Raw genomic sequence first — 24,798 nt, forward strand, 5'->3', positions numbered from 1 at the left:
CTGAAATTCAAATTATTTCAAAAAATTACAGCTCACGCCGTCCTTCTACTGCTTTTAACAACGTAACTTCATCTGCATACTCGATATCTGAACCAACAGATAATCCATGTGCTAGTCGAGTAACTTTGATACCAGCAGGTTTGATCAAACGAGATAGATACATCGCAGTTGCTTCACCTTCCGTTGTTGCGTTTGTTGCTATGATGACTTCTTTTACTTCATCGTTATGCAGGCGTTGCAATAAAGAGGAAATATTGATGTCTTCTGGTCCAGTTCCTTCAGTTGGCGATAACACACCATGAAGAACATGATATAAACCATGATACTCGCGCATTTTTTCCATTGCCATCACATCTTTTGGTTCTTCGACTACTAAAATAATACTACGGTCGCGTGACGGATCTTTACAAATTTCGCAAGGGTCTTCTTCAGTAATGTTTCCGCAAATGCTACAAAAGTGCAAATCACGTTTGACACTTAACAACGATTTGGCAAATTCATTGACTACTTCATCTTTCATATCGATTGTAAAAAATGCTAAACGTGTAGCTGTTTTTTGACCAATCCCAGGAAGTTTCATATAGCTGTCGATCAGTTTGGCAATTGGTTCTGGATATTGCATAATCATTACTCCTTCACGAAAAATTAGAATCCAGGCATTCCTTTGGTATATTTACCCATTGTTTTTTCAGTTTCTGTGTCAATTTTCGTTAAGGCATCATTGATAGCCATCACTAACAAGTCTTGCAACATTTCTGGATCCTCTGGGTCTAGGATTTCTGGTTTGATTTCAACGTCTTTCATACGTCGATCCCCAGTGAAAGCAACTTTAACTAATTCATTTGTAGCCACTCCTGTAAATTCTTTTTCGTTCAACGCATCTTGTGCCTGAACCATTTCTTTTTGCATTTTTTGCACTTGTTTCATCATGCCTTGCATATTTCCCATTCCACGCATCATTGTACATCTCTCCTTTGAATTTTAATCATCAATAATTGTTACTGAATCTGTTCCAAAAAGCTCCTCTGCTTTTGTTACCACAGTTTCCGTTGTTTCTGGTTCTTGTGGGATCAGTTCGATTTCTTCTTCATCTGTTTCTGGAACAAAAGAATTCATCTGACCATTGTCTTTACTTTGGATCAAATAATTCTTACGCAATTCTGGCCAGCTTTCTCGTGTGATATACACAGTATCTGGTGCATAATCATGAATCATTCGACTCAAATTATTGTGGATTGCTAATTGTAACTCATCGTCATTTGTCGCTCGTTGACAAACGATTTCGTAGTCGAAAGCAATGACCATACTTTTTGGTCCAGCTGCCACTGGTTCGCTTGCTTTCAACATTGCTCGTTGTGTAACCGACAAGCTCATCAATAAATCATCCCAAACTTCTTTGACCTGATTCAGATCTTGACGCGTTGCTTCTTTTAATACTTGATACACTCGTTCAGTCGGTACACGATAAGAACTCGCTTGTTTTTTATGCACGGCTTGTGGCACAGTTTGACTATTACTGGCTGTACCATGATTCTTTTTGAGTTCTTTTAATTCTTTTTTCAACGTGGAAACTTCTTGCTGAAGCTTCTCGACAGCTTGGCTTTCGGCTGGTTCTCCCTGAGACAATGGGCTCAGGCTTGTTGCTGGTTGTTTTTGCGCTAACTTAACAGTTGCGACTTCCAAATAAATCGTAGCGCTATTGGTAAAACGAATTTCATTTTGTGTTTCACTTAATATTTTGATCATTTGGAAAAGCTGCTCTGCTTTTATTTCTTGTGAAAGACTAACAAAAGTTGTAGTTAACTGACTTGTTTTCTCTGTCACTAATTGAGGTGCTTGCTGATACATCAACAAATCACGACAATATTGCAATAGATCCTCTAAAAAGCGACGGGCTTCTTTCCCTGCAGCTAACATCTGTTCCAAAGCATTCAATGCTTGCGCAACATTCTGTTCGACACAAGCACTTAAATAATCATCCATCATTTCATATGTTAAGCTACCAGTCACCTGCATTGCATCGTTTAGCGTAATCGTCCCTTCACTAAAGGAAATTGCTTGGTCTAAAATGCTTAAGGCATCACGCATTCCACCTTCAGCTGAGCGTGCGATGACGCCTAATGCTTGCTCTTCATAAGAAATATTTGATTCATTTAAAATAAATTCCAAATGCTCAATAATATCAGATGCATTGATTCGCTTAAAATCAAATCGTTGTGTACGAGAAATAATCGTTGCAGGGATTTTATATGGTTCTGTCGTTGCCAAAATAAAAATGACACTTTCTTTTGGCTCTTCCAGTGTTTTTAATAACGCATTAAAAGCCCCTGTCGAAAGCATATGGACTTCATCAATAATATAAACTTTATAAGTTGCCTTCGTAGGTGCGTAGTTGGCGCGATCTCGAATAAAACGGATTTCTTCCACACCATTATTACTTGCAGCATCGATTTCAATTACATCTTCTTGTGTTCCAGCTGTAATTGATCGACACATCTCACATTCATTACAAGGTTCACCATCTCGACTGTTCGGGCAATTGATTGCTTTGGCAAAAATTTTTGCTGCACTCGTCTTACCAGTTCCACGAGGTCCAGTAAATAAATACGCATGAGATGTTTTATGGGAAACGATAGCATTTTTCAATGTCTGTGTAACAGCTTTTTGGCCTACAATGTCATCGAAGCGTTGTGAACGCCAGACACGGTAAAGTGCTTGGTATGCCATATAGATCCCCCTCTTAAAAAAATTCACTATTATTTATTATACGTGATTTTATTAAAAAAAACTACTCTACTCATCGGCTTTTTCCAAGAGAAAACGTTCATTCCCGCAAAAGTTCTTTAAGACTTTTGGCTGACAGCATTTTCATTTCCCTATGGTATAATAAAGAAAATAATTTAAGCTGTTTCTTTAGCTATTTATCTAAGGAGGAATTTTTTATGGGATTAATTAAAGCTGCAACAAGTTCGGTTGGTGGTGGATTAGCTGATCAATGGCTTGAAGTCATCGAACCAGATAATATGAGTGACACAACTGTTATGACAAAAGGTGTCAAAGTTCGTAAAGATGACAAAAGTGGGTCAAATCGGAAAGGAACAGAAGATGTTCTAACCGATGGAACAGTTGTTCATGTCTATCCAAATATGATGATGCTCCTTGTTGACGGTGGAAAAATTATTGATTACACAGCTGAAGAAGGCTACTACACTATCAAAAATGATGCTGCACCTTCTATGTTTAATGGCTCATTAAAAGATGCAATTAGTGAAACATTCAGTCGCTTTAAATTTGGTGGCGTCACACCACAAAAACAACAAGTCTTCTATATTAATTTACAAGAGCTAAAAGGAATCAAATTTGGAACAACTTCACCATTAAACTATTTTGATAATTTTTATAATGCCGAATTATTTTTACGTGCGCATGGTGCTTACTCTATCCACATCACGGATCCAATTTTATTTTACACAAATGCCATTCCAAAAAATAAAACGCAAGTAGAAATTGCCGATATCAATGAACAGTATCTAGCAGAGTTTTTAACTGCTTTACAATCGGCGATCAACCAAATGTCAGCAGATGGTCAACGAATTTCTTACGTACCATCAAAAAGTTTGGAATTAAGTAAATACATGGCTTCTGCTTTAGATGATTCATGGCGTGAACTACGTGGAATGGAAATCGTTTCTGTAGCAGTCGCAAGTATTTCTTATACCGATGATTCTGTCAAACTAATCAACATGCGAAATGAAGGTGCTATGCTTGGGGACCCAAGTGTTCGCGAGGGCTATGTTCAAGGTTCGATTGCTCGTGGGATGGAAGCTGCTGGGAAAAATGAAGGCGGCGCAATGACTGGTTTTATGGGTGTTGGTATGGGAATGAATGCTAACAGTGCCTACCTTGCTCAAGCTGCACAAAATAATCAAGAACAAATGAAGCAACAGCAAGCAGAAAAACAAAACCAGCAAGCTGCAACAGGAAATGCTGATACTTGGACTTGCCCCGTTTGCGGCACGGAAAATACTGGGAAGTTCTGTTCTAACTGTGGCACAGCTAAGCCTGCCCCTGCTGCACAACCAAAGCTAGAGATGAAATGCAGTGAATGTGGTGAAATTGTTGATCTTTCCAATGGTATTCCAAAATTCTGTCCTCATTGTGGCAAGCCGTTTAAAGGAGTACCTTTGGACTAAAGGAAAGGGTGTAGCCAATGGATGTCATTACACATAAATGTCCAAACTGCGGCGGTCCTTTAACTTTTGATCCTAAAGACCAAAAATTTCATTGTGACTACTGCCTGAGCATATTTACAGAAGAAGAAGTGAGCCTTTACGAACAACAGCAAAAAGAAGCTCGCAATATTGGTTCAGCATCTGATACAGCTAATGAACCAAAAAATACAACTGGTGACTTTACCTTCACGGCACAAGAACAACTAGATAAAATGGATGACACTGAACGTCAAGCTTACGATGAAGCTGTTGGTACTACCGAGGCAATTGATCAAGAAGCAAAAGAAAAAGCTCCCGCTATGGAACTATTTCTTTGTCCAAGCTGCGGGGCTGAAATCGTGACTGATGCAACAACAGCCGCGACGTATTGCTACTATTGCCATAATCCAGTTGTTTTGTCAGGACGCTTGAGTGGTGAGTTTTTACCAAATAAAGTTCTTCCTTTTGCAATCGAAAAAGAGGAAGCAACTAAACAATTTTTAGCTTGGACAAAGAAAAAATGGTTTATTCCTAAAGCATTCTTTAATTCTGAACAAATCGACAAACTAACTGGTGTTTATTTTCCTTACTGGTCAACGGATGCCGAATTAGAAGGAGATTTTCAAGCAAATGGAACTGTCTTACGAGTCTGGCGCGTCGGCGATATTGAGTATACCGAGACAAAACAATTTGCTGTCCACCGTGAAGGAAAACTTTCTTTTAAAGAATTAGTCAAGAATGCTTTATCTAAAAATACTCAACAAAAAATGGTCGAAGGTGTCCAACCTTTCCCACTGAATAAAGCAATCGACTTTAAAAACCAATATCTCGCTGGCTTTCAAGCAGAAAAACGCGATATCGAATATCAAGCGATTCGCTCAGAAGTTGAAGCAGAGTTAAAAGAGTACTCCGAAAAACTTTTACGCGAAACAGCCGCTGGTTACACAACTTTAACTGGCGTTCGTAGTTCTGTTGCGATCAACGATCAGAAAAATAATTATTTATTACTTCCGGTCTGGTTGGTAACCTATCGTAGTCGTGATTCAAAAAAAGTTTACTATTATGCAATGAATGGTCAAACTGGGAAAGTTAGTGGTGTCCTACCTGTCAGCAAAAAGAAATTGGGTCTTACATCACTTGGTATCTTTACTATTACTGCTATTTTGTTGATGATTGTGGGGTATTTGATATGAAAAAACAACTTTCAATTTTCTTTTTCGTTTTAATTGGCTGTTTTTTCCCGCTCATTGCGCACGCTGAAACCCCAACGGTCAATGATGAAGCTGGCTTGTTTACAGCAGAACAAATTCAATCATTAGAAAATCAAGCGAAGCCAATCAACGAAAAAATCAAAGGTGAAGTCTTAATCGTCACAACAACAAATAACTCTGATGAGCCACGAGACTTTACAGATGATTACTTGAGAGAGGCGGTTGGGAATAATGAAAATGGTTCTGCCCTATTGTTAGATATGGGACAAAGAGAAATTTACATTTCGACCTCAGGTAACATGATTGATTATTTAGATGATAATCGGATTAAATCAACGCTTGATGAAGTTTATAATGGCATGTCCGATCAAAATTACTATCAAGCTGCGACTGCTTATCTCACTAAAGTTGCCGATTATGTCGAAGCAGGTGTTCCAGGTGGCCACTATCGAGTAGATGAAGAAACCGGAAAAATCACTCGTTACAAAGTCTTGACTCCTGTCGAGATTACACTTGCTCTTATTGTTGCTTTGGTATTAAGCCTTGTCTTTTACTTTGTAACAGTTTCTAAATATCAATTAAAATTTGGTTCCTACAAATATCCTTATCGTGAAAATTCAAGCATCAAATTAACGGATAAAACTGATCGTTTAACAAATTCTTTTGTCACTACTAGACGAATCCCTAAAAGCCCACCACCTGGAAGTGGCGGTGGTGGCGGAAGCACAACCCATTCAAGTGGTGGTGGTACTTTTGGCGGTGGTGGAAGAAGCTTTTGATTTATTATCCGCCAAAGAAAAACTCCTCAAAATCGAATCGATCTTGAGGAGTTTTTTTAGTTGAAGTTAGCCGTACTCACACATTGTGCAGCCAACTGATTTTTCCAAATAACTAATGCAGCTTTCGTAGTATGAATCGTCTCAGACGCAAGCAAAACTTCGTAACCTTTTAACTGTTCGAGAAAAACGTGTCTCACTGTCGCCTGTTTTTCCAACAAGCTACCATTAATCCCCAAACAAAATCCTGAGGTTAACTTCATTTTGTCTGCTAGTTGGATAACCTGAGTGGCTAATAATTCACCCGTTTGTTTTAGTAATTCTGACACACGAATATCATCTTGTTCGTAGCTTGAACAAAATGCTGCTACGCTAGCAATTTCGCCCTTCTTTTTTTGATAAATTATTTTTACCAAACTCATCACATCCTCCGCACCAAAAAAAGCCAATAAATCGTTAGCAAAAGGTGACAATGTTTTTCCTTCATCAAACTCTGCTAGAACTAATTTAATCGCAGCAATTGCTAAGTGATAAGCAGAACCTTCGTCCCCCAATAATTGTCCCCAGCCACCTACACGATACCATTGGTTTTCTTTCAGTCCAAAAAAAGCTGAACCTGTCCCCGCAATTGCTAAAATACCTGGTTGAAAGCCCAACTTAGCTAAATAACTGAACTGTGCATCATTATATAAATAAACAGGATAATCAAAGTAAGTTAACTCTTTCTGAAATTTTTCTCGTAACCCACCACCATCAATACCGGCAATGCCTAACGCAATCAATTGACAATCTACTCTTCCCAATCTGATTAGCAATTCATTCATTGCTCGAAAAATATTCTTTTTTGCTTGCTCATAAGAAACAAGTAGGTTTCCAAAACCCTCGATTGTCTCTCCCAAAACATTTCCTTCTAAATCATAAGCAATCGCATGCGTTTTTGTACCTCCACAATCAATCCCAATGACGTACTTCATCGTTTCTCCTACTCTACTTTTTGTGACTTTCTTCTTGCCTCTCTTTGTTCAGCAATAAATGCTTTATACCAATAAAAACTATCTTTTTTATAACGATCATAGGAGCCATTTCCCTGATTATCTGCTTCAACGAAAATAACGCCGTAACGTTTTTCCATTTCGCAGCTCCCCGCTGAGACAATGTCAATGATTCCCCAAGCAAAGTATGCTAGAACATTTACTCCTAGTTGTTCTGCCTCTAAAATTTGTTGAAAATGCTGCTTAAAATACTCGATACGATACGCATCATGGATACCATCAGCTTCTTTCACATCTCTTGCACCCAATCCATTTTCAGCTATCATTACAGGTTTTTGATAACGATCGTAAACTTTTAGCAGGGTGGTCTTCAATCCAATTGGATCAATTTGCCAGCCCCATTCACTTGCTTTTAAATAAGGATTTTTTGTCGTCGCTACCAAATTTCCAGCCGTTTGCTGTTGACTTTCCTCTACTGAACTAATACTCGAAGAATAGTAAGAGAAAGAGACAAAATCACAAGTATTTTCTTTTAAAAGCTGGCGATCTGCTTCACTGATTTCAAAATCGACGTCGTGCTCTAAGAAAAATTTATTCATATAATAAGGATATTCTCCTCTAGCTAAGACATCCATACAAAACCATTGATTGATTTGTTCATCTAAAACTAATTGTAAATTATCCTCAGGTTTTGGTGTTAATGGATAGTAGCAAAAACAAGAAATCATTGCACCAAATTGACCTTTGACTTTCATTTTTTTCCCTAGAGCAATAGCTTGTGCACTAGCAATAAACTGATGATGTAAACTTAAAAAGATATCATTGTACGCATATGCATCCTTTTCTGGTTTCAATAATCCTGTACCATTATAAGGACTGAAATACCCTGCATTGATTTCATTGAAGGGTAAATAATAATCAATCAACTCACCCCAGTGATTAAAAATAACTGTGACTAATTTCAAATAATGGTCAATTGTCTTACGGTTTTTCCATCCACCTTGTTCTGTTACTAAATGAAGTGGCAATGCATAGTGATTAATTGTCAAAAAAATTTTTATTTTTTTGTTGATTAACTCTTTAAAAATAGCATCGTAATACTTTATTCCGTCCTCATTAGGAATTTCTTCATCTCCGTTTGGGAATAGGCGTGACCAACTAATTGATAATCGGTAAACATCCAGGCCTAACTCATTGAGTAACGCTAAGTCTTCAGTTGTCCGAACCTCTCCGTTGGATCCTTTTCTGAACGGATAAAAAATTTGATTCTCCTCCACCGCTTGTTCAACAGTCTTCTTGGTTAATAATCGAGTAGCTACTGTCGCATTCGATGTTTTTTCTAAATAAGGTCGACAGTCTTGAGTATCTATCCCTCGTTTTTTGTAATCGCCTTCATATTGACTAGCAGCAGTAGCTCCGCCCCATAAAATTTTTGTCATTTTCCTCCTCCTTTGTATTCGCTTTTATCATACCATCTAAGAAATGCGTTTTCAAACATATAAAAAAATAAAGAAATTTCAATTCCAATAAGAAACAAAATTACAAAAAAATAAAAAATATATTGATTTTTAATTTCTTAACTGTATACTAAAAAAGAAGAGATCCGTAACTGCTCTTTTTTGTTACTATATTTTGTAAGCGTTTAATTTTTTTGTTGAGAGGAGGTATTTTTATGCAAAAAGAAACGAATGGACCATCGCACATTCACTTTGGTGTGAAAACAGCTGGATTGCTTTTGCTTGCTTGTATTTTTGGTGGTATTTTTATTCCTTATTTATTTTACTTGGCAAACTGGAGTATCAATCTTGGTGTTATGCTTTTTTTACCCATTAGTTTAGCGACAGTTTTAGCGATGAATCCATATTTCATCCAAACAAAACGAGGATTTTGTAAGGGCTTTTTTATCACTTTTGGTATCTCATTAATTATTTTAGAAATTTTAGCATACATTTGGATCTATCAAGGAATTATTTTTTAATTGACTTTACTTAAAGGAGTGTAAACTATGTTAACAGCTTTCACTAATTTTATTGAGTTACATCTAGCTGGACCAATGGCAAAAATTGCTAATCAACGACACTTACGAGCAATTCGTGACGGGATTATTGCAACGTTACCTTTGATTATTGTTGGTTCTTTCTTTTTGATCATCGCCTTCCCACCCCTACCACAATCATGGGGCATTTATCAGTTTTTATCTTCTAATGCCGCAACAATTTTATTACCTTATCGTATGACCATGTACATCATGTCACTTTATGCAACATTTGGAATTGGTGCTAGCCTTTCAAAAACTTACAACTTAGATGTTGTTTCTGGCGGAATTCTGTCAACCATCGCTTTTCTATTAACTTTTGTACCTGTAAATATTCCTTTAGAGGCTGCAGAAGCTGCTGGAACTTCTGGTTTTGTTTTGCCAATGGCAAATCTTGGCGGTGGTGGTATGTTTGTCGGTATCATCACGTCGATTTTTGCTGTTGAGGTCTATCGTTTAACAGACAAATCCAAATTCAAAATCACTATGCCAGATCAAGTGCCACCTGCAGTAGCTCGTTCCTTTGAATCATTAACGCCAACATTAATCGTTATCCTAGTGATTTCTACTATCAGTTATTACATTGGCTTTGATTGGCATTCAGCTGTTTCGAAAATCGTTAGTCCTTTGATCAGTGCGACCGATACACTTCCAAGTGTACTTCTATTGATCTTTATGATCACTTTCTTCTGGGCTTTCGGGATTCATGGTGTTTCAATTATTGGCTCACTAGCACGTCCTTTATGGTTACAAATCTTAGAAGCTAACACTACGGCAGCAGCTGCTGGTGAAACTTTACCAAATATCGCGGCTGAACCTTTTTACCAATGGTTTATCTGGATTGGTGGATCTGGTTGTACAATTGGACTCGCTATCTTGCTCGCCTTTACTGCCAAATCTAAGTATGCTTCAAAACTAGGAAAAGCAATTATTACACCGTCGATTTTCAACATCAATGAACCAGTTATTTTTGGTGTGCCAATCGTGTTGAATCCAACGTTAATTATTCCATTCATTTTAACTCCGATGGCTTGTGCCACTATTGCTTGGTTCGCAACTAGATTAGGATTTGTAAGTGCAGTTACAATCACTGCTCCTTGGACTTTACCTGGTCCAATTGGAGCATATCTTGCAACTGGTGGCGACTGGCGTGCAGCAGTTTTAAATTGCCTATTGATTGTTTTATCAGTCGTAATGTACTATCCATTTGTGAAAATTTATGACAAAAATGAACTGGCAAAAGAACATGCTCTAGAACAAGAAAAAAGTGAAGCTGAAGAATTAGTTTCAACAACCGTTGTTGAAAGCAAATAATAAGTCAAATAACTACGTTAGCAACAATAAAAAGGGGAAGACAACTAATTGTCTTCCCCTTTTTATTGTTGTATAAACTAGGGTATGTTCCTAACAACAATTTAAATAGTGATTTTTAGAGTATTATTGCTTGAAACTAAATGAGTTGTGGCACAACCTTTTCCTCGGTGTTCTCCAAGCATCTCCTCGATATAGCTTACATTCATTTCAAAACATGAAAAACTATTTTGAATGCTTGCTCACTATCTATTCGGAGCTAAACGCTTGGAATCACAACCTTTTTAAAAAATAATATTATCTTCCAGCAGTTCCATATTCGTAATGATCAGATGATGATCCTGAACCGCAATGATACCCTTATCTTTTAATTGTTTCAAAATACGACTAACACTACTTGCCGTTGAAATACCACAAAACTTAGCAATTTCTTCATTCGTAATTGGAAAATCAATCAATAAGCCTTCCGGTGTTCGCACACCAAACATGTCATACAATTCATATAATTGTGTACAAACTGCGCCCAATTTCCCATTTAGTAGCATTTGTTGCATTTTTTTCATGACACTCAATAAGCGAAAACGATAAAATTCTTTTACATGATGCTGCAAATCAGGATTATTGTTGATGTCCTCCCAAAACTTCACCCGATTCACACGATAAAATTCCGCATACTCTGATTCAACTCGAATATTGTACGGTGAATCAATAAATTGTGAATATTCATCTTTAATTAGAGATACCACTTCTAAATCATTGACATATCTTAGATTGAATTCTCTTCCGTCATTGGAGATCACGCTCGCTTTCACGATTCCCTCTTTTAAGATATAAGTGTAACAATCTTCGACACCTTCAAACGTTAAATACTTGTGATACCCCTTTCGTATAATTGGAATATTTTTACTCGTTACATACTCCGCTAGTGCTCTGTTATCCAATCATGCTCCCCCATCCAAACATTTATCTAAAAAAATAATACAAGATTTCCAAGATTTTTAAAGTTCATAGGTATTTTACTAATGATAGTAACATTTGTTAAGTACCTTTTTGTATAACCAAGTTCATTTTCTTCATTTTTTTTCTTCGCTATACTCCGTATGTAAAAAAAATTACTGAATCGAGGTCAAAAAAAATGCAATTTTGGATGAACACTATTATTAACCGATTAGAAACAGCTTACCGCACAAGATTTGATATGAAAGCTTCGTTAGTTTTCCTAAATGATGCTTATCAAAACTCAATTGAGTTGATTAAATCTGTCGAAGAAACACCAGATGAAGAATGTCAAGAATTCTTACAATTATTTATGGAAACACGTGATTTATTTATCCAACAACTTGTGGATCGCTATCCATCGAATTATCACGATGTTGAAGTTCAAATCGAAAAATTAAAAGCATATTCATATGTACATTAAGGGGAATTAGCAAAACAAATGGAAGACAAATTATTCAACAAACATTTTATTGGTATCACACTTATTAACTTTATTGTTTATCTCGTTTATTATTTATTGATGGTCATTATCGCAGTTATCGCTCAGGACAGCTTACACGCTAGCTTAAGCCAAGCTGGATTTGCTTCTGGTATTTATATCATTGGTACTTTGCTTGCTCGTTTATTGATGGGGAAACAACTTGAATTGATTGGCCGGAAAATGACTTTACAAGGTGGTGCAATTTTTTATCTGTTGACTACCATCGCTTATCTTTACATGCCTTCCATCGGAATTCTTTACCTTGTTCGTTTTTTAAATGGTTTTGGTTATGGAACAGTATCAACTGCAACAAACGCAATTGTGACGGCCTATATTCCAATGGACAAAAAAGGGGAAGGAATCAATTATTATGGTTTAAGCACTAGCTTGGCCGCTGCAATTGGACCATTTTTAGGAATGATCTTGTTGAATATGACTGATTTTCATTTCATTATTTGGTTCACGATTATCTTGGTTTTCTTAGTCACTATCGCTTGTCTCTTCTTCCCAGTCAAAAATATTGTGTTGTCAACTGAACAAAAAGAACAATTGACTTCATGGACAGTTGATAGCTTCATCGAGAAAAAGGCGTTGTTTATTACAGGAATTGCCTTTTTGATGGGCTTGTCTTACTCTAGTGTCTTGTCCTTTTTATCTTCTTATACGCAAGTGATCCATCTAGTTAGCGCTGGTTCATTCTTCTTTGTTGTCTATGCCTTGGTGATCACCTTTACTCGCCCGTTGACAGGTCGCATTTTTGATGCGAAAGGTGAGCAATATGTTATGTACCCTAGTTATCTTTTCTTAACTGCTGGTTTATTTTTACTTAGTGCAACAACGAATAGTTTCATGTTGCTTCTTGCAGGAGCCTTCGTCGGACTTGGTTATGGAACATTTATGTCTAACGGACAAGCAGTTTGTTTAAAAATCGTTCGTGAACATCGAATCAGTATTGCATTATCTACTTACTTCATCGGATTAGATTTGGGATTAGGCGTCGGTCCTTATATTATGGGTACCTTGAAATCATTCACTTCATTCAGAGGACTATACATTATTTCTGGAATCATCCCATTGATTTGTACCTTCCTTTATTTCGTCAATAAACGGAAAAAGAAAGCTGTAGAAGAAGTCTCTAGTTTTTAAAAAGGCATTAATAATCGTATGAGGAAAATGCTTGTATTGAGAAAAAACATTTTTTAAACTCTTGTTTTCTCACTATTTAATAAATTAAAAATAAAAAACGAGACAAGGAATAGTATTCCTTGTCTCGTTTTTTATCTAACTAGTTTGCTTACTCTACTCACTTATTTTCTTGAGATGTTCTTCCTTAAGCGAATAATAGTTTTCCATTTGTTTTTGCCACTTCTCTTTATCAGCCCGATTGACTTCACGAATCACTTTTGCTGGGTTTCCACCAACGATCGTATGATCTGGTACATCTTTGGTAACGACTGCACCCGCAGCAATAATCGAATCATTACCAATCGTTATCCCTGGTAGCAGCACACTGTTTCCGCCAATCCAAACATTATTTCCCACAGTAATCGGTAAACCAAATTCTAAATCAGTTATACGAATATCCGCATCTGTTGGGTGACCTGCGGTAAAGAAACTGACTCGCGGTCCCACCATGACATTATCCCCAATTTTTATTTTATTCACATCTAGAAAGATGCAATCCATGTTTGCGTAAAAATTTTCGCCAATTTCCACATGGCGACCATAGTCGACATGAAGTGGTGGGTTAACATAAATATGTTCACCCGTTTTGCCAAAGAGTTCTTTTTCCAACGCCACGATTTTTCTTGTTTCATCAATAGGTAATTGATTGATTTTTTGTGCTAGCTTTTGTCCATTAATCGAGCGATTTTCCGGAAAAATACCTGATGCTTGATAAAGTTCACCAGCTAACATTTGCTCGTAATCAAAATCTTTTACCATTCGCATCCCCACCTTTTTTATTCGTAATCAGTCAACCAAATCTGTCGTTAATTCAATCAAATTTCCTTCTGGATCTTGGATTACTGCCTCATAGTAGCCATCTCCTGTTGTTCGCGGTCCACTCAGTAAAGGATAACCATCTTGGACAAGCTGGTCAGTGAAACGGTCCACCTCTTGTTTCGTCCCTACCGCCATCGCTAAGTGTGCATACCCTAGATGATCTGTGACTCGATTTGCTAGATGCGGTTTCGTTGTCAATTCTAAGCGACTTCCTGAATCAAAACTTAAAAAGTAAGATTGAAATTGTGTTTTTGGATTACGATAGCGTTCACTGCTTGTTGCATGAAAATATTTTTCGTAAAACGTTCTCATTTTTTCCAAATCTTTCGTCCAAATAGCTAAATGTTCAATGTGCATTCCTCTTCATCTCCTAAAACCAGTCATTTTTAACCTATTTGTTTCTGCTATTTTACTCGTCTTCACTTTATCAAATTCCTTTTCGGTGCAACCAAAATGAATAGATCGTTGGGATCAAAATAACAATCACAATAATTGGTAGCATCAAAAATTCCCATGAAACAAGACCTGCAAGTAACATCACAATACCACCTGCGATAAATATTTTGGCCCCAAGTCGATTTGTTTGTACCCAATTTTTTTCACTGCTCAATGTCCAAGGTAAACGAATACCCACTGTATAATTTTGTGGGACAGCAGTTAAAATCACTCCTGAAAAAATAAAGATGACCCCGATAAATGCGGCAGGGCTAATTTTCATCAACCATGTTACCTGATTACCTAAAGCATAACTGATCGTTAACGCTTGAACAAAAAGGGCAATCAGTGGAATGATTCCTAAAACACCATAAATAATCCAGCGTTTTGTCACCTTTTGCTTTGGATCATTCAACACAAAAAAGGCAACTAATAATTGTACACCCGCGAGAAGAAGTGGTAAGCCAATCAATGCAAATTCTTTTGAACTCCAACCATTCGCTTGCCAATTCAAATCAAAATGTGTGGCAACTTGATTTGGAATTTCTTTCCAAAAAATGGCACTTGCCACAAGCGGTAGCAGGGTAATAATCACCGAGATTGCAATTGCTCCACGATATTTTTTCATTTCAGAACACGTCCTTTTTCCTCTTAATTATTGTAAGGGATTCTGTTGATTCTTCCTCTTTCTAAGTGTACCTGTTCCCGGGCAAACTGCCAACTTTTTGTCTGGATTATCCGAAAAAGGATAGATTTTTTGGTAAAAAAAAGAGCGAAGCTTAGTTTCTTTCGCTCTTTACCTAAAAAGTCATTCACGTTACCAACTTCATCTCTTCTTAAATATGATGGGTTTTCTTAAAAGATAGTTGGTACCAGTCCACCATCCATACGTAAAGCTTCTCCAGAAAAACCACCTGCAATCGGACTAGACACATACGCTACAAATGAACCAATTTCTTCTGGACGTATCAATCGTTGAATTTGCGACAATGGGCGATGATGTTTCATAAAATCTTGCTCTTTTTGTTCTTGAGTGAATCCTTTTTCTGCATACATTTCATCTAACATCTCTTGGACACCTTCTGTCAGTGTCGATCCCGGCATCACTGTATTAACAGTTACTTTTGTTCCAACTGTCAGTTTTGACAAACTTTTTGCTAATGACAGATTCATCGTTTTTGTCATACTGTATTGTGGCATTTCCCCTGAAGGCATGATTGCTTCTTCACTAGCAATAAAAATGATCCGCCCAAAATTTTGCGTTAACATTTTTGGCAAATAATATCGTGCCAACTTATTGCCAACCATAACATTCGTATCGATAAATTGTTGCCAAACCTCATCCGTAATTTCAAAATAATCCATTGGTTTAAAAATCCCCATGTTATTCACTAAAATATCAATTTCTGGAAATTCAGTAAATAAGGAATCTAATGCTTGACCGTCAGTTAGATCATGCGCTGCTCCCTGCACTGAAGTTTCCTCGTAACGTTCTTGTAGCTCCTTAACTACCTCATTAACTACTTTAGGATTTCGACCATTAATGATCACATTAGCACCTTCTTGAGCAAGTGCATTCGCGATTGCTTTACCAATTCCTTTCGTTGAACCTGTAATAAGTGCCGTTTTATTTTTTAATTTTAAATCCATGTTATTTCCTCCTTCAATCGTTAAAAGTCTATACTGTTTCTTTCATTCGAACTTTTACTCCTTTTGTTCGTAAAGTATCAACGTGCTGTTCCCCCCAGCTACACAAATTATCAAGAACCTCACTCAATGTTTTTCCGTACTCATTTAATGAATATTCAACTTTTGGTGGCACTTGATTATAAACTTTGCGATCTACAATACCAGCTTCTTCTAATTCTCTTAATTGTTGAATCAACATTTTTTGACTAATTCCAGTGATCTGTCTTTTTAATTCACTCGTCCGTAAACATCCATGTCTTAAATTACATAAAATAATTGGTTTCCACTTCCCACCAATCACATCCATAGTTGCTTCAACACCAATATTATAAATTTTTTCTTCCATTATTCGTTCCTTTCCCCTTATATAATCAATAGTTACTAAAAGGTTACTATATAACTTTAAAGTAGGTACTATACACAACACCACCACAATTATATACTAAACACCAAGAATAACAAGGAGGAACAAACAAATGATTCAATCGCTATCAGATAAAGTAGTTCTTAACAATGGTCAAAAAATTCCCGGATTAGGATTAGGTGTTTTTCAAATTCCCAATGAAAAAGTAACCGAAGTGGTGAAACAAGGGATTATTAACGGTTATCGTCTCATCGACACAGCTCAAATTTATGGAAATGAAGAAGGGACAGGAAAGGGAATTAAAGAAGGGTTAGCCGCAACGGGCCTAACTCGTGAAGATTTATTTATTACTTCCAAAATTTGGAACGCTCATCTTTCACAAGAAGAGGCACTGGAATCTTTCAATGAAACATTGACTAAGTTGCAATTAGACTATTTAGATTTATTTTTGATCCATTGGCCAGGGAAACACGCGTTCAAAGATTCTTGGTTAGCTTTAGAAAAATTGTATGATGCTGGAAAAATCAAATCGATTGGCGTAAGCAATTTTGAAGTGCATCATTTAGAAGAATTAGCCACATTTTCTAAACTCACTCCTGCTCTAAACCAAATTGAGCTTCATCCAAAATTGGCACAGCATGAATTGCGTGCATATGGCGAACAACATAATATCAAGATTCAAGCATGGTCTCCTTTGATGCAAGGTCAACTATTAACTCATCCATTAATTACGGAAATTGCTGCTAAGCATCAAAAAACACCAGCACAAATCATCTTACGTTGGGACATTCAGCAACAGATTCTTTTAGTCGTTAAATCTGTTCATGAAGAACGAATGCGCAGCAACGCTGACATATTTGATTTTCAATTGGATGATCAAGATATGGAAAAATTGAATGCTTTGAATGAAGGTCTTCGCAGTGGCCCTAATCCCGATGAATTTGATTTTTAATAAAAGAACAACTTAGTTCATCTATTAAAATCACCAGTTCTTACTGGTGATTTGTTCTTTGATAGAAGCCATCCATTCATCGATGATTTACAAAAAAGAGCTATGACAAGATTTTTGTCATAGCTCTTTTACGTAAATAAGTTTAAGTATCTGCTTGTCACTCTTTTATTTCAGCAACTCTTTCATTCCATAAACACCCAAGTCATAAATTCGCACAGCTGTATCTGAACCTTGTGTAGGTTTGTCCACACTTACTTTTACATATCGTGCTTGTTCGACAGCAAAGGTATTGATACTATTTTTTTTCGTATTATTGATCGTTCGTGATACTTTCTTATACTCTTTTCCATCTTGACTTACTTCGATTGTATAAGCTTTTGTATTCATATCTGCACTCTCGCCACCCGCTTCGGCATGTGCGAATCGAACTTCACTAACTGTTTGGCTAGCACCAAGGTCGACAATGATTTCATGGGGAGGTGTTCCTGTTGCACACCATTTTGTTTTCAAGTTTCCATCAACTGCAAATTCAGGTGCTTCCGAATCATTGGTAAAGGAGGAAGCATCTGTTTTCGCATTTAACGATAACAACGCCAATTCGTCAGGGACCTTTTGACTAATCGTAATCAAGCCCTCTATCTCAACCGGTGTTTTTCCTTCTTCATTTTCTGCAGTCAGTTTTACTTTATATACACCTTCTTTTTCATAAGTAACCACTGGTGCATCATCCGTACTCGTTTCAATATCGCCACCTTCAAACACCCAAGTTACTTTGTCCGTATTAGAAGAAGATGTATTTGTAAACCTAATTTGTTCCCCAGGAGCCGCTAATGTTTTAGAAGCAGTAAAACTCGCTTTTGGTAATGTATTATCTGGCCATTCAAACGAAATCGGATCTGATGCCTTTCCTTGATTTCCAAGAGCATCAACGGGGACGATTTCCAAGTTTGTTTGCTGCGTGTTCTTTTGTCTTTCTAATCCGTTGATGTAATGGGTCGTTGCAGGCGTAGCACCTAAGAAAGAGCGAGTATCGTCTTTATTTATTCGATAAATTTCATAATGATCCGCTTGACTTTCTTTGCTATCCCACACTAAACGAATTCCCGCATAATTACTTTCTTCTTCATCAAACACGACGTCTTCTACTTCAGCATTTGCAACAATCAATTTTTCTGTGGAAGGTGAGTCAGTCATTGCAAGCTGCCCTAAATGTAATTCATAAGTATCATTTGTTTTTTCTGAAGTTATTTTATAGGAAAGGGAAGTGATGGTTTTTCCTGCAAATTTTTCTAATGAATAGTTCAAAGTAGTCCACTCATTTCCTACTTTTTCACTTGGTTCAATCGTTTCTGTACCTCCGTCTTCAAATGCCAAAACAACAGCTAGGTTGGTCGTATCTGATGCTTTCGCAGTTGTAGTTATTTCTGAATCTTTCGTGACTGTTGTTTCCATTCGATAAAGTTTCACTTGACTAGTAGCATTTTTAGTCATATTTCCTCTAAATAGTAAGGAATTTCCTCCATTGAAAGCCTCAGCATAATCCATCCTAATTGATAAATCATTGTTCTTGTCATGTTCCATTATCCAACGATACGTCGGCATAATATCTTGCATGCTTCGATTATTCCAATCTAAACTTGATACCTTTTGGCCTTTAATGAAATAATTATACCCATTCCCTGTATTGAAATTCGTTACAAAAGGCAAAGAAGTGATAGCTGTTTGCTCCAACGCATACGTTGAAATTCCCGGCCAATCTTGCCCTTCTAACGCGCTAGTTTGAGTGGGATCTCCTTTGTCATTGACCCAAAAACGTTCTTCCCGATTTTGAAAATCATCTGGATCACTCGCAGAACTGTATGTCCAACTAGGAACATATAATCCTAAAGAAGTATATGGAACACCCTTATCATCCACAAATAAATCCCAATCAACTGGCGTAGCGTACCCTTTTTCTTGAACATCAATTCCTGCAAATAAATCATAAGGGTCGATCCCTAATTCATTTGCTTTTTCCTTAGATGCTTTCAAAAGTTCCTTACTTGCCAATTGCTCCGTATTCCACCAGAAATTCAGAAACATGCTATCCGCTACTGGATTCATGTTTGCATCTACTAAATAAGCTTGGTTTTGATCAGTCAAAGCATTTTGCCAATCCATTTTTCCTTCAGACGTCATCGAATCATACCACATGATAGCTAAATCAGCTTGTTTCTTCTTAAATTCTTTGATAAATTCTTGCATCAAATCGGCGTGTTCTTTGGTTAATCCGCCCGCATTATCTGCTGTTTGCTCCTTTTTATTTTCTTTAGCCTCATCAAAGCTAGTTACAACTGTATCTGTTTCTTGGTTAATGAACCAGCCGTCAAACCCATAACTTTGAGCAACTTCAATCAGCTTGTCAACTAAAGGAAATGTACCATCGGCATCTTTTTTCAAGAAAGTATCTAGCCATTCGATTTTCCCACCATGCGCAGTTTGTGGAAAGAACACAGTTCCCAACACTGGCACACCATTTTTATGCGCTGCGTCAGTCACATCTGGGCTAGGAGGAACGATGATTCCTTCACCAGATGAACCACCCCAGTAAACAAGTTGGTCGATATATTGCCAGTTAGAAAAAACATTCGCGTCAAATGTGTTGATTCCTCGTGGTGCATTGCCGCTGGTACTACTGTTCATAATGGACAAAGCCACTACTTTCATCTCTGAATTTTGTGTGTTGTTTGAAGGAATCAATTTTGTTTTATCTACTCGTGTTGCCAATGGTACAGTACTAACATTGTATTTTGCATCCTCGTCTTTTGAAAAATCCCATTGCAATAATTCTTCTGGAAACCAATAAGAAGATTCTGGTTGATTCGTCATACCTCGATCAACTTTTGCTTCTTCCGTTTCCTGATAGTCAATCGAATTTGACTCTGCATTATTTTCGACACCGCACCCTGAGACACCAACTATCCCGAATACCAACAACAATCCTACTCCACTTTTAACCCAACAATTCACCCATGATTCCTCCTATCATTTTTTTATCCTTCTAAAATGATAGCGCTTACTTAAAAAGAAGTACATGAACAAACTATAGAAATATGAATACAAAATATAGATTCAACTCATTTTATCATTACAGTTTTTTATTTGTTTGCAACGAATCCATCCGACTATGTCAAACCAAGAATAAAAAATCTGTAAAAAAACAGACCCCACCCGAAGATGAGATCTGCCAAATATTGCGTAAACAATAATTTGATTATTCTGCAGCGTTTGCGTCTTTGAGACCGTATTTTTTGTTGAAACGGTCCACACGTCCGTCTGCTTGTGTGAATTTTTGACGTCCAGTGTAGAATGGATGTGAGTCAGAAGTTACTTCGACACGGATGACTGGGTATGTATTACCGTCTTCCCATTCAACTGTTTCTTGTGAAGTTTTTGTTGAACCTGACAAGAATTTAAAACCAGTTGTTGAATCCATGAATACTACTGGATGGTAATCTGGATGAATGTTTGCTTTCATAGTTTTTTCGCTCCTTTGCCCTGCTTCATTTGCTGAACCAGAGTTAATTTGTCGATTTACAACAGTAACATCTTATCATGTTTCATTCAAGGTTGCAATTATCTTTTTTGATTTCTTATTTGATTTTTCTTGCCAAAGGAAACATCTTGAAACTCCGCAAAAAACTGCTGGTTGTTTTTTGTTTTCCGCAAGAAACGAATCAATTGCTCCGTGTATTCTAAAGAATCACCAATCATATTTTTACGTAATTTCCAAATTTCTTCTAATTGTGTACTTGGAATTAGCAATTCTTCTTTACGCGTTCCTGATTTTTTGATGTCGATTGCTGGGAAGATTCTTCTTTCTGCTAATTCACGTGACAATTGAAGTTCAAGATTTCCCGTTCCTTTGAACTCTTCGTAGATGACATCATCCATTCGACTGCCCGTATCTACCAGAGCAGTTGCTAGGATTGTTAAGCTCCCACCTTCTTCGATATTACGTGCTGCTCCAAAAAATTTCTTTGGTTTATACAACGCAGCTGGGTCAATTCCTCCACTTAAGGTTCTACCACTTGGCGGAACCACTAAGTTATAGGCTCTAGCAAGTCGTGTTATACTGTCCATTAAAATAACAACGTCTCGTTTATCTTCAACCAACCGCATTGCACGTTCTAAGACTAATTCTGCGACACGTGTATGATTTTGTGGTTGCAAATCAAATGTTGAAGATACCACATCTCCTTTTACGCTACGTTCTAAGTCAGTCACTTCTTCCGGTCGTTCATCAATTAATAAAACAATCAATTCAACATCAGGATAGTTCTCCGTGATGCCATTAGCAATTTCTTTTAAGACCGTTGTTTTTCCTGCTTTTGGTGGCGCAACGATTAGCCCACGTTGGCCAAAACCGACAGGAGAAAAAATATCAATCATTCGTGTGGATAATCGATTAGTGGTTGTTTCTAATGTTAACTGTTCTTGTGGGTAAAGAGGTGTTAATGCCGGAAAATGAGGTCGTTCTTTTGCTTCTTCTGGATCTTTTCCATTGACACTTTCGACATGCATCAATCCATAATAACGTTCTGATTCTTTTGGTGGGCGGGCTTTTCCAGCAACTTTATCCCCATTTCGCAAACCGAAACGGCGTATCTGTGAAGCGGAAATATAGATGTCTTCTACACTTGGACCATAATTGATTGGACGTAAAAATCCATACCCATCTTGTCCTACGATATCTAAAATTCCTTCCATATAATAGAACCCTTGCTTTTCTGCTTGCGCACGAATCACAGAGAGAGAGAGTTCCTTTTTATTCATTTTACTGTAATAAGGAATTTTAAAATCCTTGGCATAGCTATAAATTTCTTTTAATGTTTTATTTTCTAGCTCCGCCATTGTCAAATAGTCGCTCATTCAGCCTCCACTTCCTCAATCATTTCAATTGATGCACCTAACGCGGTTAGTTTTTCGATAATGTGATCATATCCACGTAGAATATATTCGATATTATAGATTGTTGTCGTTCCTTCTGCTAGCAATCCAGCAATAACTAAACAAGCCCCTGCACGAAGATCCGATGCTACGACTTCTGCACCATGTAACTTACTTGGACCATTGACAATGATCATGTTTCCTTCAACTGAAATATCTGCACCCATTCGCGCTAACTCTGGTACGTGATTGACGCGTTTCGCATAAATCGTGTCGATAATTTCTGCAGTGCCAGATGTCATTAATAACAATGGAGTCAAAGGTTGTTGCAAGTCTGTCGCAAAACCTGGATATGGATAAGTCATCACATTCACTGCTTTCAAATCAGTCGATGGATAAACTTCGATTTCATCTTCGCTGATTTTCATTTTGACACCAATTTCTTGTAACTTAGCAATGAAGCTTTCGAGATGTTCAAAAATAACGTTTTTTACTTTTATTCCATTCCCAGCAGCTGCTGCAAGAGCTAAGTATGTTCCCGCTTCGATTCGGTCAGGAATCATGAAATGACGACAACCATGTAATTCTTCGACACCATCAATACGGATAATGTCCGTACCCGCGCCGCGTACTTTTGCTCCCATGTTGTTCAATAACGTCGCAACATCAATAATTTCTGGTTCACGAGCCGCATTTTCAATGATTGTTTGCCCTTTTGCTTTTACTGCCGCAAGCATGATATTGATTGTTGCGCCTACGGAGACTACATCCATGAAAATTCGATTTCCTTGCATTTGGTCATTTTTAGTTCGCAAATACATCGCGCCATGCTCATTCGTAACTTGTACACCGAGCGCCTCGAATCCTTTAACATGTAAATCAATTGGTCGTGGGCCTAAATAACAGCCACCAGGTAAACCAACTACAGCTTCACCAAATTTTCCTAATAATGTTCCCATAAAATAGTACGATGCACGTAAACTATTGATTTTTCCATTTGGCATTGGCACAGATACGATTTCTGTTGGATCAATTTCTAATACGTTATTTGAAAAAGTAATCTTTGCACCCATAATTTCTAAAATTTCAATTAACGAATGAACATCCTGAATATCAGGGACACCTTCTAAAATCACTGGGGAATTTGCTAAAATAGCTGCTGGAATCAATGCCACTGCACTATTTTTTGCCCCACTAATCGTTACTTCACCTGTTAGTGAACGGCCACCATTGATAACGATTTTCTTCATAAAATCCACCTATTCTTAATTTATTCATACTCGTTAATTTTACCATAGACTGTCATTTTTCAAAAGCTTGGGACTGTACCAGTACATAAACAACTTTTTTTGTCCTTTTCAACCGCTTTTTTCACAAAAAAAAAAGACTGAAAAATAAGTTTTCAGTCTGCTTTCTATTTGGCAATTTAAACTACTATTCTCGAACATTCTTTAAATAGCCAAAGACTTGATTCATTTTGTCACTTGACGATGGATTTGATAAACAGCCCCGATCATGCCTGCATCATTTTTTAATTTGGCTGGGCGAACAGCAGCAATCGTTTTATCTTTAAGGTAATGAATTGATTGATGTCGATCCATCAGTTCTTCCAAACGTTTTTGAAAGCGCTGATTAAATTGCTCATTTGAACTGATTCCTCCACCGAATAAAATCAGTTCTGGATCAAAGCAGCTAATTAGATTCAACATTCCCACAGCCAAATCTGTTAAAAATTGTTCTACTGTGTTGATTGCTAATGCTTCACCTTCTGCCTCTTTTTGGAAAATTTCTCGAGCATCTAAAAGCATCGTTGCAGCTACATCTGACTTTTTTTGGCTCAAATTATATTGATAGCAAAGTCCGCCAACAGTTGCTGCTCGCTTGTTCCATGAAACTTCTTCAATATCGCCTTCTGCTGGTAATTGATCAATGATACTCCAGCCAAATTCACCGGCCATGCCGTGAGCGCCTCGAAAAACTTCCCCATTGAGTACGATTCCGCCACCAATACCGGTTCCCAAAACAATACATAAATAATTTTCCAAGCCTTGTGCATTCCCAATCCAATGTTCGGCAATCGCTGCAGCATTAGCATCATTTTCGACAGAAACGGGTAAGCCAGTCAGTCGTTCTAGTTCCAGTTTGATATTAGCCCCATAAAAAGGTCTAATTGCACCAGCTGTAAGCATGAATCCATCTTTTTGGATAATTCCTGGTGCACTAATGCCAATTCCCTCAATTTTTTCATATCGTTTCTGAGCATCTTTCACGATTCCATCTAGCTCAACCAAAAAATCTGCCAACTGATAATTTGTCGGAATGACTGATTTTTCTAAAATAGTTCCAGTTTCATCTAGAACACCATATTTCACAGTTGTTCCACCAATATCAAATCCTACATACATATGA

General features: G+C 37.3%; 24 protein-coding genes. 8 read left to right on the forward strand and 16 right to left on the reverse strand.

Annotated elements, in window-relative coordinates; genetic code table 11:
• Positions 1–25 precede the first annotated feature (25 nt).
• The 3 genes from recR to dnaX are packed head-to-tail and all read right to left on the reverse strand — an operon-like array spanning position 26 to position 2,727.
• Positions 26–622 carry a recombination mediator RecR gene (gene recR, locus AC4BC3_RS09015; protein ID WP_067480382.1) on the reverse strand — a complete coding sequence of 199 codons (597 nt, stop codon included), beginning with the start codon at positions 620–622 and terminating at the stop codon, positions 26–28.
• A gap of 23 nt (positions 623–645) precedes the next feature.
• On the reverse strand, positions 646–960 hold the full coding sequence (locus tag AC4BC3_RS09020; RefSeq protein ID WP_206911009.1) for a YbaB/EbfC family nucleoid-associated protein: 315 nt from the start codon (positions 958–960) through the stop codon (positions 646–648).
• A gap of 21 nt (positions 961–981) precedes the next feature.
• Positions 982–2,727, reverse strand: coding sequence for a DNA polymerase III subunit gamma/tau (dnaX, locus tag AC4BC3_RS09025; protein WP_490466321.1), 1,746 nt, complete (start codon positions 2,725–2,727; stop codon positions 982–984).
• A gap of 215 nt (positions 2,728–2,942) precedes the next feature.
• Between dnaX and AC4BC3_RS09030 the strand changes: the two genes are divergently transcribed.
• The 3 genes from AC4BC3_RS09030 to AC4BC3_RS09040 are packed head-to-tail and all read left to right on the forward strand — an operon-like array spanning position 2,943 to position 6,201.
• Positions 2,943–4,193: an SPFH domain-containing protein gene (locus AC4BC3_RS09030; protein WP_490466322.1), complete on the forward strand. Its 1,251-nt coding sequence runs from the start codon at positions 2,943–2,945 to the stop codon at positions 4,191–4,193.
• 17 nt (positions 4,194–4,210) lie between these two features.
• Positions 4,211–5,404: a TFIIB-type zinc ribbon-containing protein gene (locus AC4BC3_RS09035; RefSeq protein WP_490466323.1), complete on the forward strand. Its 1,194-nt coding sequence runs from the start codon at positions 4,211–4,213 to the stop codon at positions 5,402–5,404.
• Entirely contained in the window at positions 5,401–6,201 is an 801-nt protein-coding gene (locus tag AC4BC3_RS09040) for a TPM domain-containing protein (RefSeq protein WP_490466324.1), read from the forward strand. The genes AC4BC3_RS09035 and AC4BC3_RS09040 overlap by 4 nt, the downstream gene beginning before the upstream one ends.
• Positions 6,202–6,257: 56 nt before the next feature.
• On the opposite strand, the gene AC4BC3_RS09045 is transcribed toward AC4BC3_RS09040, so the two are convergent.
• On the reverse strand, positions 6,258–7,172 hold the full coding sequence (locus tag AC4BC3_RS09045; protein ID WP_490466325.1) for an N-acetylglucosamine kinase: 915 nt from the start codon (positions 7,170–7,172) through the stop codon (positions 6,258–6,260).
• Positions 7,173–7,180: 8 nt separating this feature from the next.
• The gene (locus AC4BC3_RS09050) at positions 7,181–8,629 is read right to left on the reverse strand and encodes a glycoside hydrolase family 1 protein (RefSeq protein ID WP_490466326.1); all 1,449 of its coding nucleotides are present in this window, start codon (positions 8,627–8,629) and stop codon (positions 7,181–7,183) included.
• A 233-nt stretch (positions 8,630–8,862) separates the two neighbouring features.
• Between AC4BC3_RS09050 and AC4BC3_RS09055 the strand changes: the two genes are divergently transcribed.
• Together AC4BC3_RS09055 and AC4BC3_RS09060 are read left to right on the forward strand one after the other, a co-directional pair.
• Complete coding sequence (locus AC4BC3_RS09055; RefSeq protein ID WP_490466327.1) at positions 8,863–9,168, forward strand: hypothetical protein; 306 nt, start codon at positions 8,863–8,865, stop codon at positions 9,166–9,168.
• A gap of 27 nt (positions 9,169–9,195) precedes the next feature.
• Positions 9,196–10,539 carry a PTS sugar transporter subunit IIC gene (locus AC4BC3_RS09060; RefSeq protein WP_206910989.1) on the forward strand — a complete coding sequence of 448 codons (1,344 nt, stop codon included), beginning with the start codon at positions 9,196–9,198 and terminating at the stop codon, positions 10,537–10,539.
• A 281-nt stretch (positions 10,540–10,820) separates the two neighbouring features.
• On the opposite strand, the gene AC4BC3_RS09065 is transcribed toward AC4BC3_RS09060, so the two are convergent.
• Positions 10,821–11,477, reverse strand: coding sequence for a Crp/Fnr family transcriptional regulator (locus AC4BC3_RS09065; RefSeq protein WP_067480351.1), 657 nt, complete (start codon positions 11,475–11,477; stop codon positions 10,821–10,823).
• A gap of 194 nt (positions 11,478–11,671) precedes the next feature.
• Between AC4BC3_RS09065 and AC4BC3_RS09070 the strand changes: the two genes are divergently transcribed.
• Positions 11,672–11,956, forward strand: coding sequence for a hypothetical protein (locus tag AC4BC3_RS09070; RefSeq protein WP_067480348.1), 285 nt, complete (start codon positions 11,672–11,674; stop codon positions 11,954–11,956).
• A gap of 18 nt (positions 11,957–11,974) precedes the next feature.
• On the forward strand, positions 11,975–13,162 hold the full coding sequence (locus AC4BC3_RS09075) for an MFS transporter (protein WP_206911213.1): 1,188 nt from the start codon (positions 11,975–11,977) through the stop codon (positions 13,160–13,162).
• Positions 13,163–13,315: 153 nt separating this feature from the next.
• On the opposite strand, the gene AC4BC3_RS09080 is transcribed toward AC4BC3_RS09075, so the two are convergent.
• From AC4BC3_RS09080 to AC4BC3_RS09100, 5 genes are all read right to left on the reverse strand, one after another.
• Positions 13,316–13,960: a sugar O-acetyltransferase gene (locus AC4BC3_RS09080; protein WP_206907491.1), complete on the reverse strand. Its 645-nt coding sequence runs from the start codon at positions 13,958–13,960 to the stop codon at positions 13,316–13,318.
• A gap of 27 nt (positions 13,961–13,987) precedes the next feature.
• Positions 13,988–14,377, reverse strand: a complete 390-nt coding sequence (locus AC4BC3_RS09085; RefSeq protein ID WP_206907493.1) for a VOC family protein — start codon at positions 14,375–14,377, stop codon at positions 13,988–13,990.
• A 70-nt stretch (positions 14,378–14,447) separates the two neighbouring features.
• Entirely contained in the window at positions 14,448–15,083 is a 636-nt protein-coding gene (locus AC4BC3_RS09090; protein WP_206907495.1) for an SdpI family protein, read from the reverse strand.
• 227 nt (positions 15,084–15,310) lie between these two features.
• The gene (locus AC4BC3_RS09095) at positions 15,311–16,105 is read right to left on the reverse strand and encodes an SDR family NAD(P)-dependent oxidoreductase (protein WP_490466328.1); all 795 of its coding nucleotides are present in this window, start codon (positions 16,103–16,105) and stop codon (positions 15,311–15,313) included.
• Positions 16,106–16,133: 28 nt separating this feature from the next.
• On the reverse strand, positions 16,134–16,490 hold the full coding sequence (locus tag AC4BC3_RS09100; RefSeq protein ID WP_490466329.1) for a winged helix-turn-helix transcriptional regulator: 357 nt from the start codon (positions 16,488–16,490) through the stop codon (positions 16,134–16,136).
• Positions 16,491–16,620: 130 nt separating this feature from the next.
• Here AC4BC3_RS09100 and AC4BC3_RS09105 point away from each other — a divergent pair, with 130 nt between their 5' ends.
• The gene (locus AC4BC3_RS09105; protein ID WP_206907501.1) at positions 16,621–17,460 is read left to right on the forward strand and encodes an aldo/keto reductase; all 840 of its coding nucleotides are present in this window, start codon (positions 16,621–16,623) and stop codon (positions 17,458–17,460) included.
• A gap of 165 nt (positions 17,461–17,625) precedes the next feature.
• Here AC4BC3_RS09105 and AC4BC3_RS09110 read toward each other — a convergent pair whose 3' ends face one another.
• From AC4BC3_RS09110 to AC4BC3_RS09130, 5 genes are all read right to left on the reverse strand, one after another.
• Positions 17,626–20,469 carry an endo-beta-N-acetylglucosaminidase gene (locus AC4BC3_RS09110; protein WP_490466330.1) on the reverse strand — a complete coding sequence of 948 codons (2,844 nt, stop codon included), beginning with the start codon at positions 20,467–20,469 and terminating at the stop codon, positions 17,626–17,628.
• 244 nt (positions 20,470–20,713) lie between these two features.
• Positions 20,714–20,977, reverse strand: a complete 264-nt coding sequence (locus tag AC4BC3_RS09115) for a type B 50S ribosomal protein L31 (protein WP_206899662.1) — start codon at positions 20,975–20,977, stop codon at positions 20,714–20,716.
• Positions 20,978–21,075: 98 nt separating this feature from the next.
• The gene (gene rho, locus AC4BC3_RS09120; protein WP_206907503.1) at positions 21,076–22,371 is read right to left on the reverse strand and encodes a transcription termination factor Rho; all 1,296 of its coding nucleotides are present in this window, start codon (positions 22,369–22,371) and stop codon (positions 21,076–21,078) included.
• Positions 22,368–23,639, reverse strand: a complete 1,272-nt coding sequence (murA, locus tag AC4BC3_RS09125) for a UDP-N-acetylglucosamine 1-carboxyvinyltransferase (RefSeq protein ID WP_206907505.1) — start codon at positions 23,637–23,639, stop codon at positions 22,368–22,370. The genes rho and murA overlap by 4 nt, the downstream gene beginning before the upstream one ends.
• A 222-nt stretch (positions 23,640–23,861) precedes the next feature.
• Positions 23,862–24,794, reverse strand: a complete 933-nt coding sequence (locus AC4BC3_RS09130; RefSeq protein ID WP_490466331.1) for an ROK family protein — start codon at positions 24,792–24,794, stop codon at positions 23,862–23,864.
• Positions 24,795–24,798 lie beyond the last annotated feature (4 nt).

This window comes from Enterococcus sp. AAFC-DPL-6103, assembly GCF_058216595.1.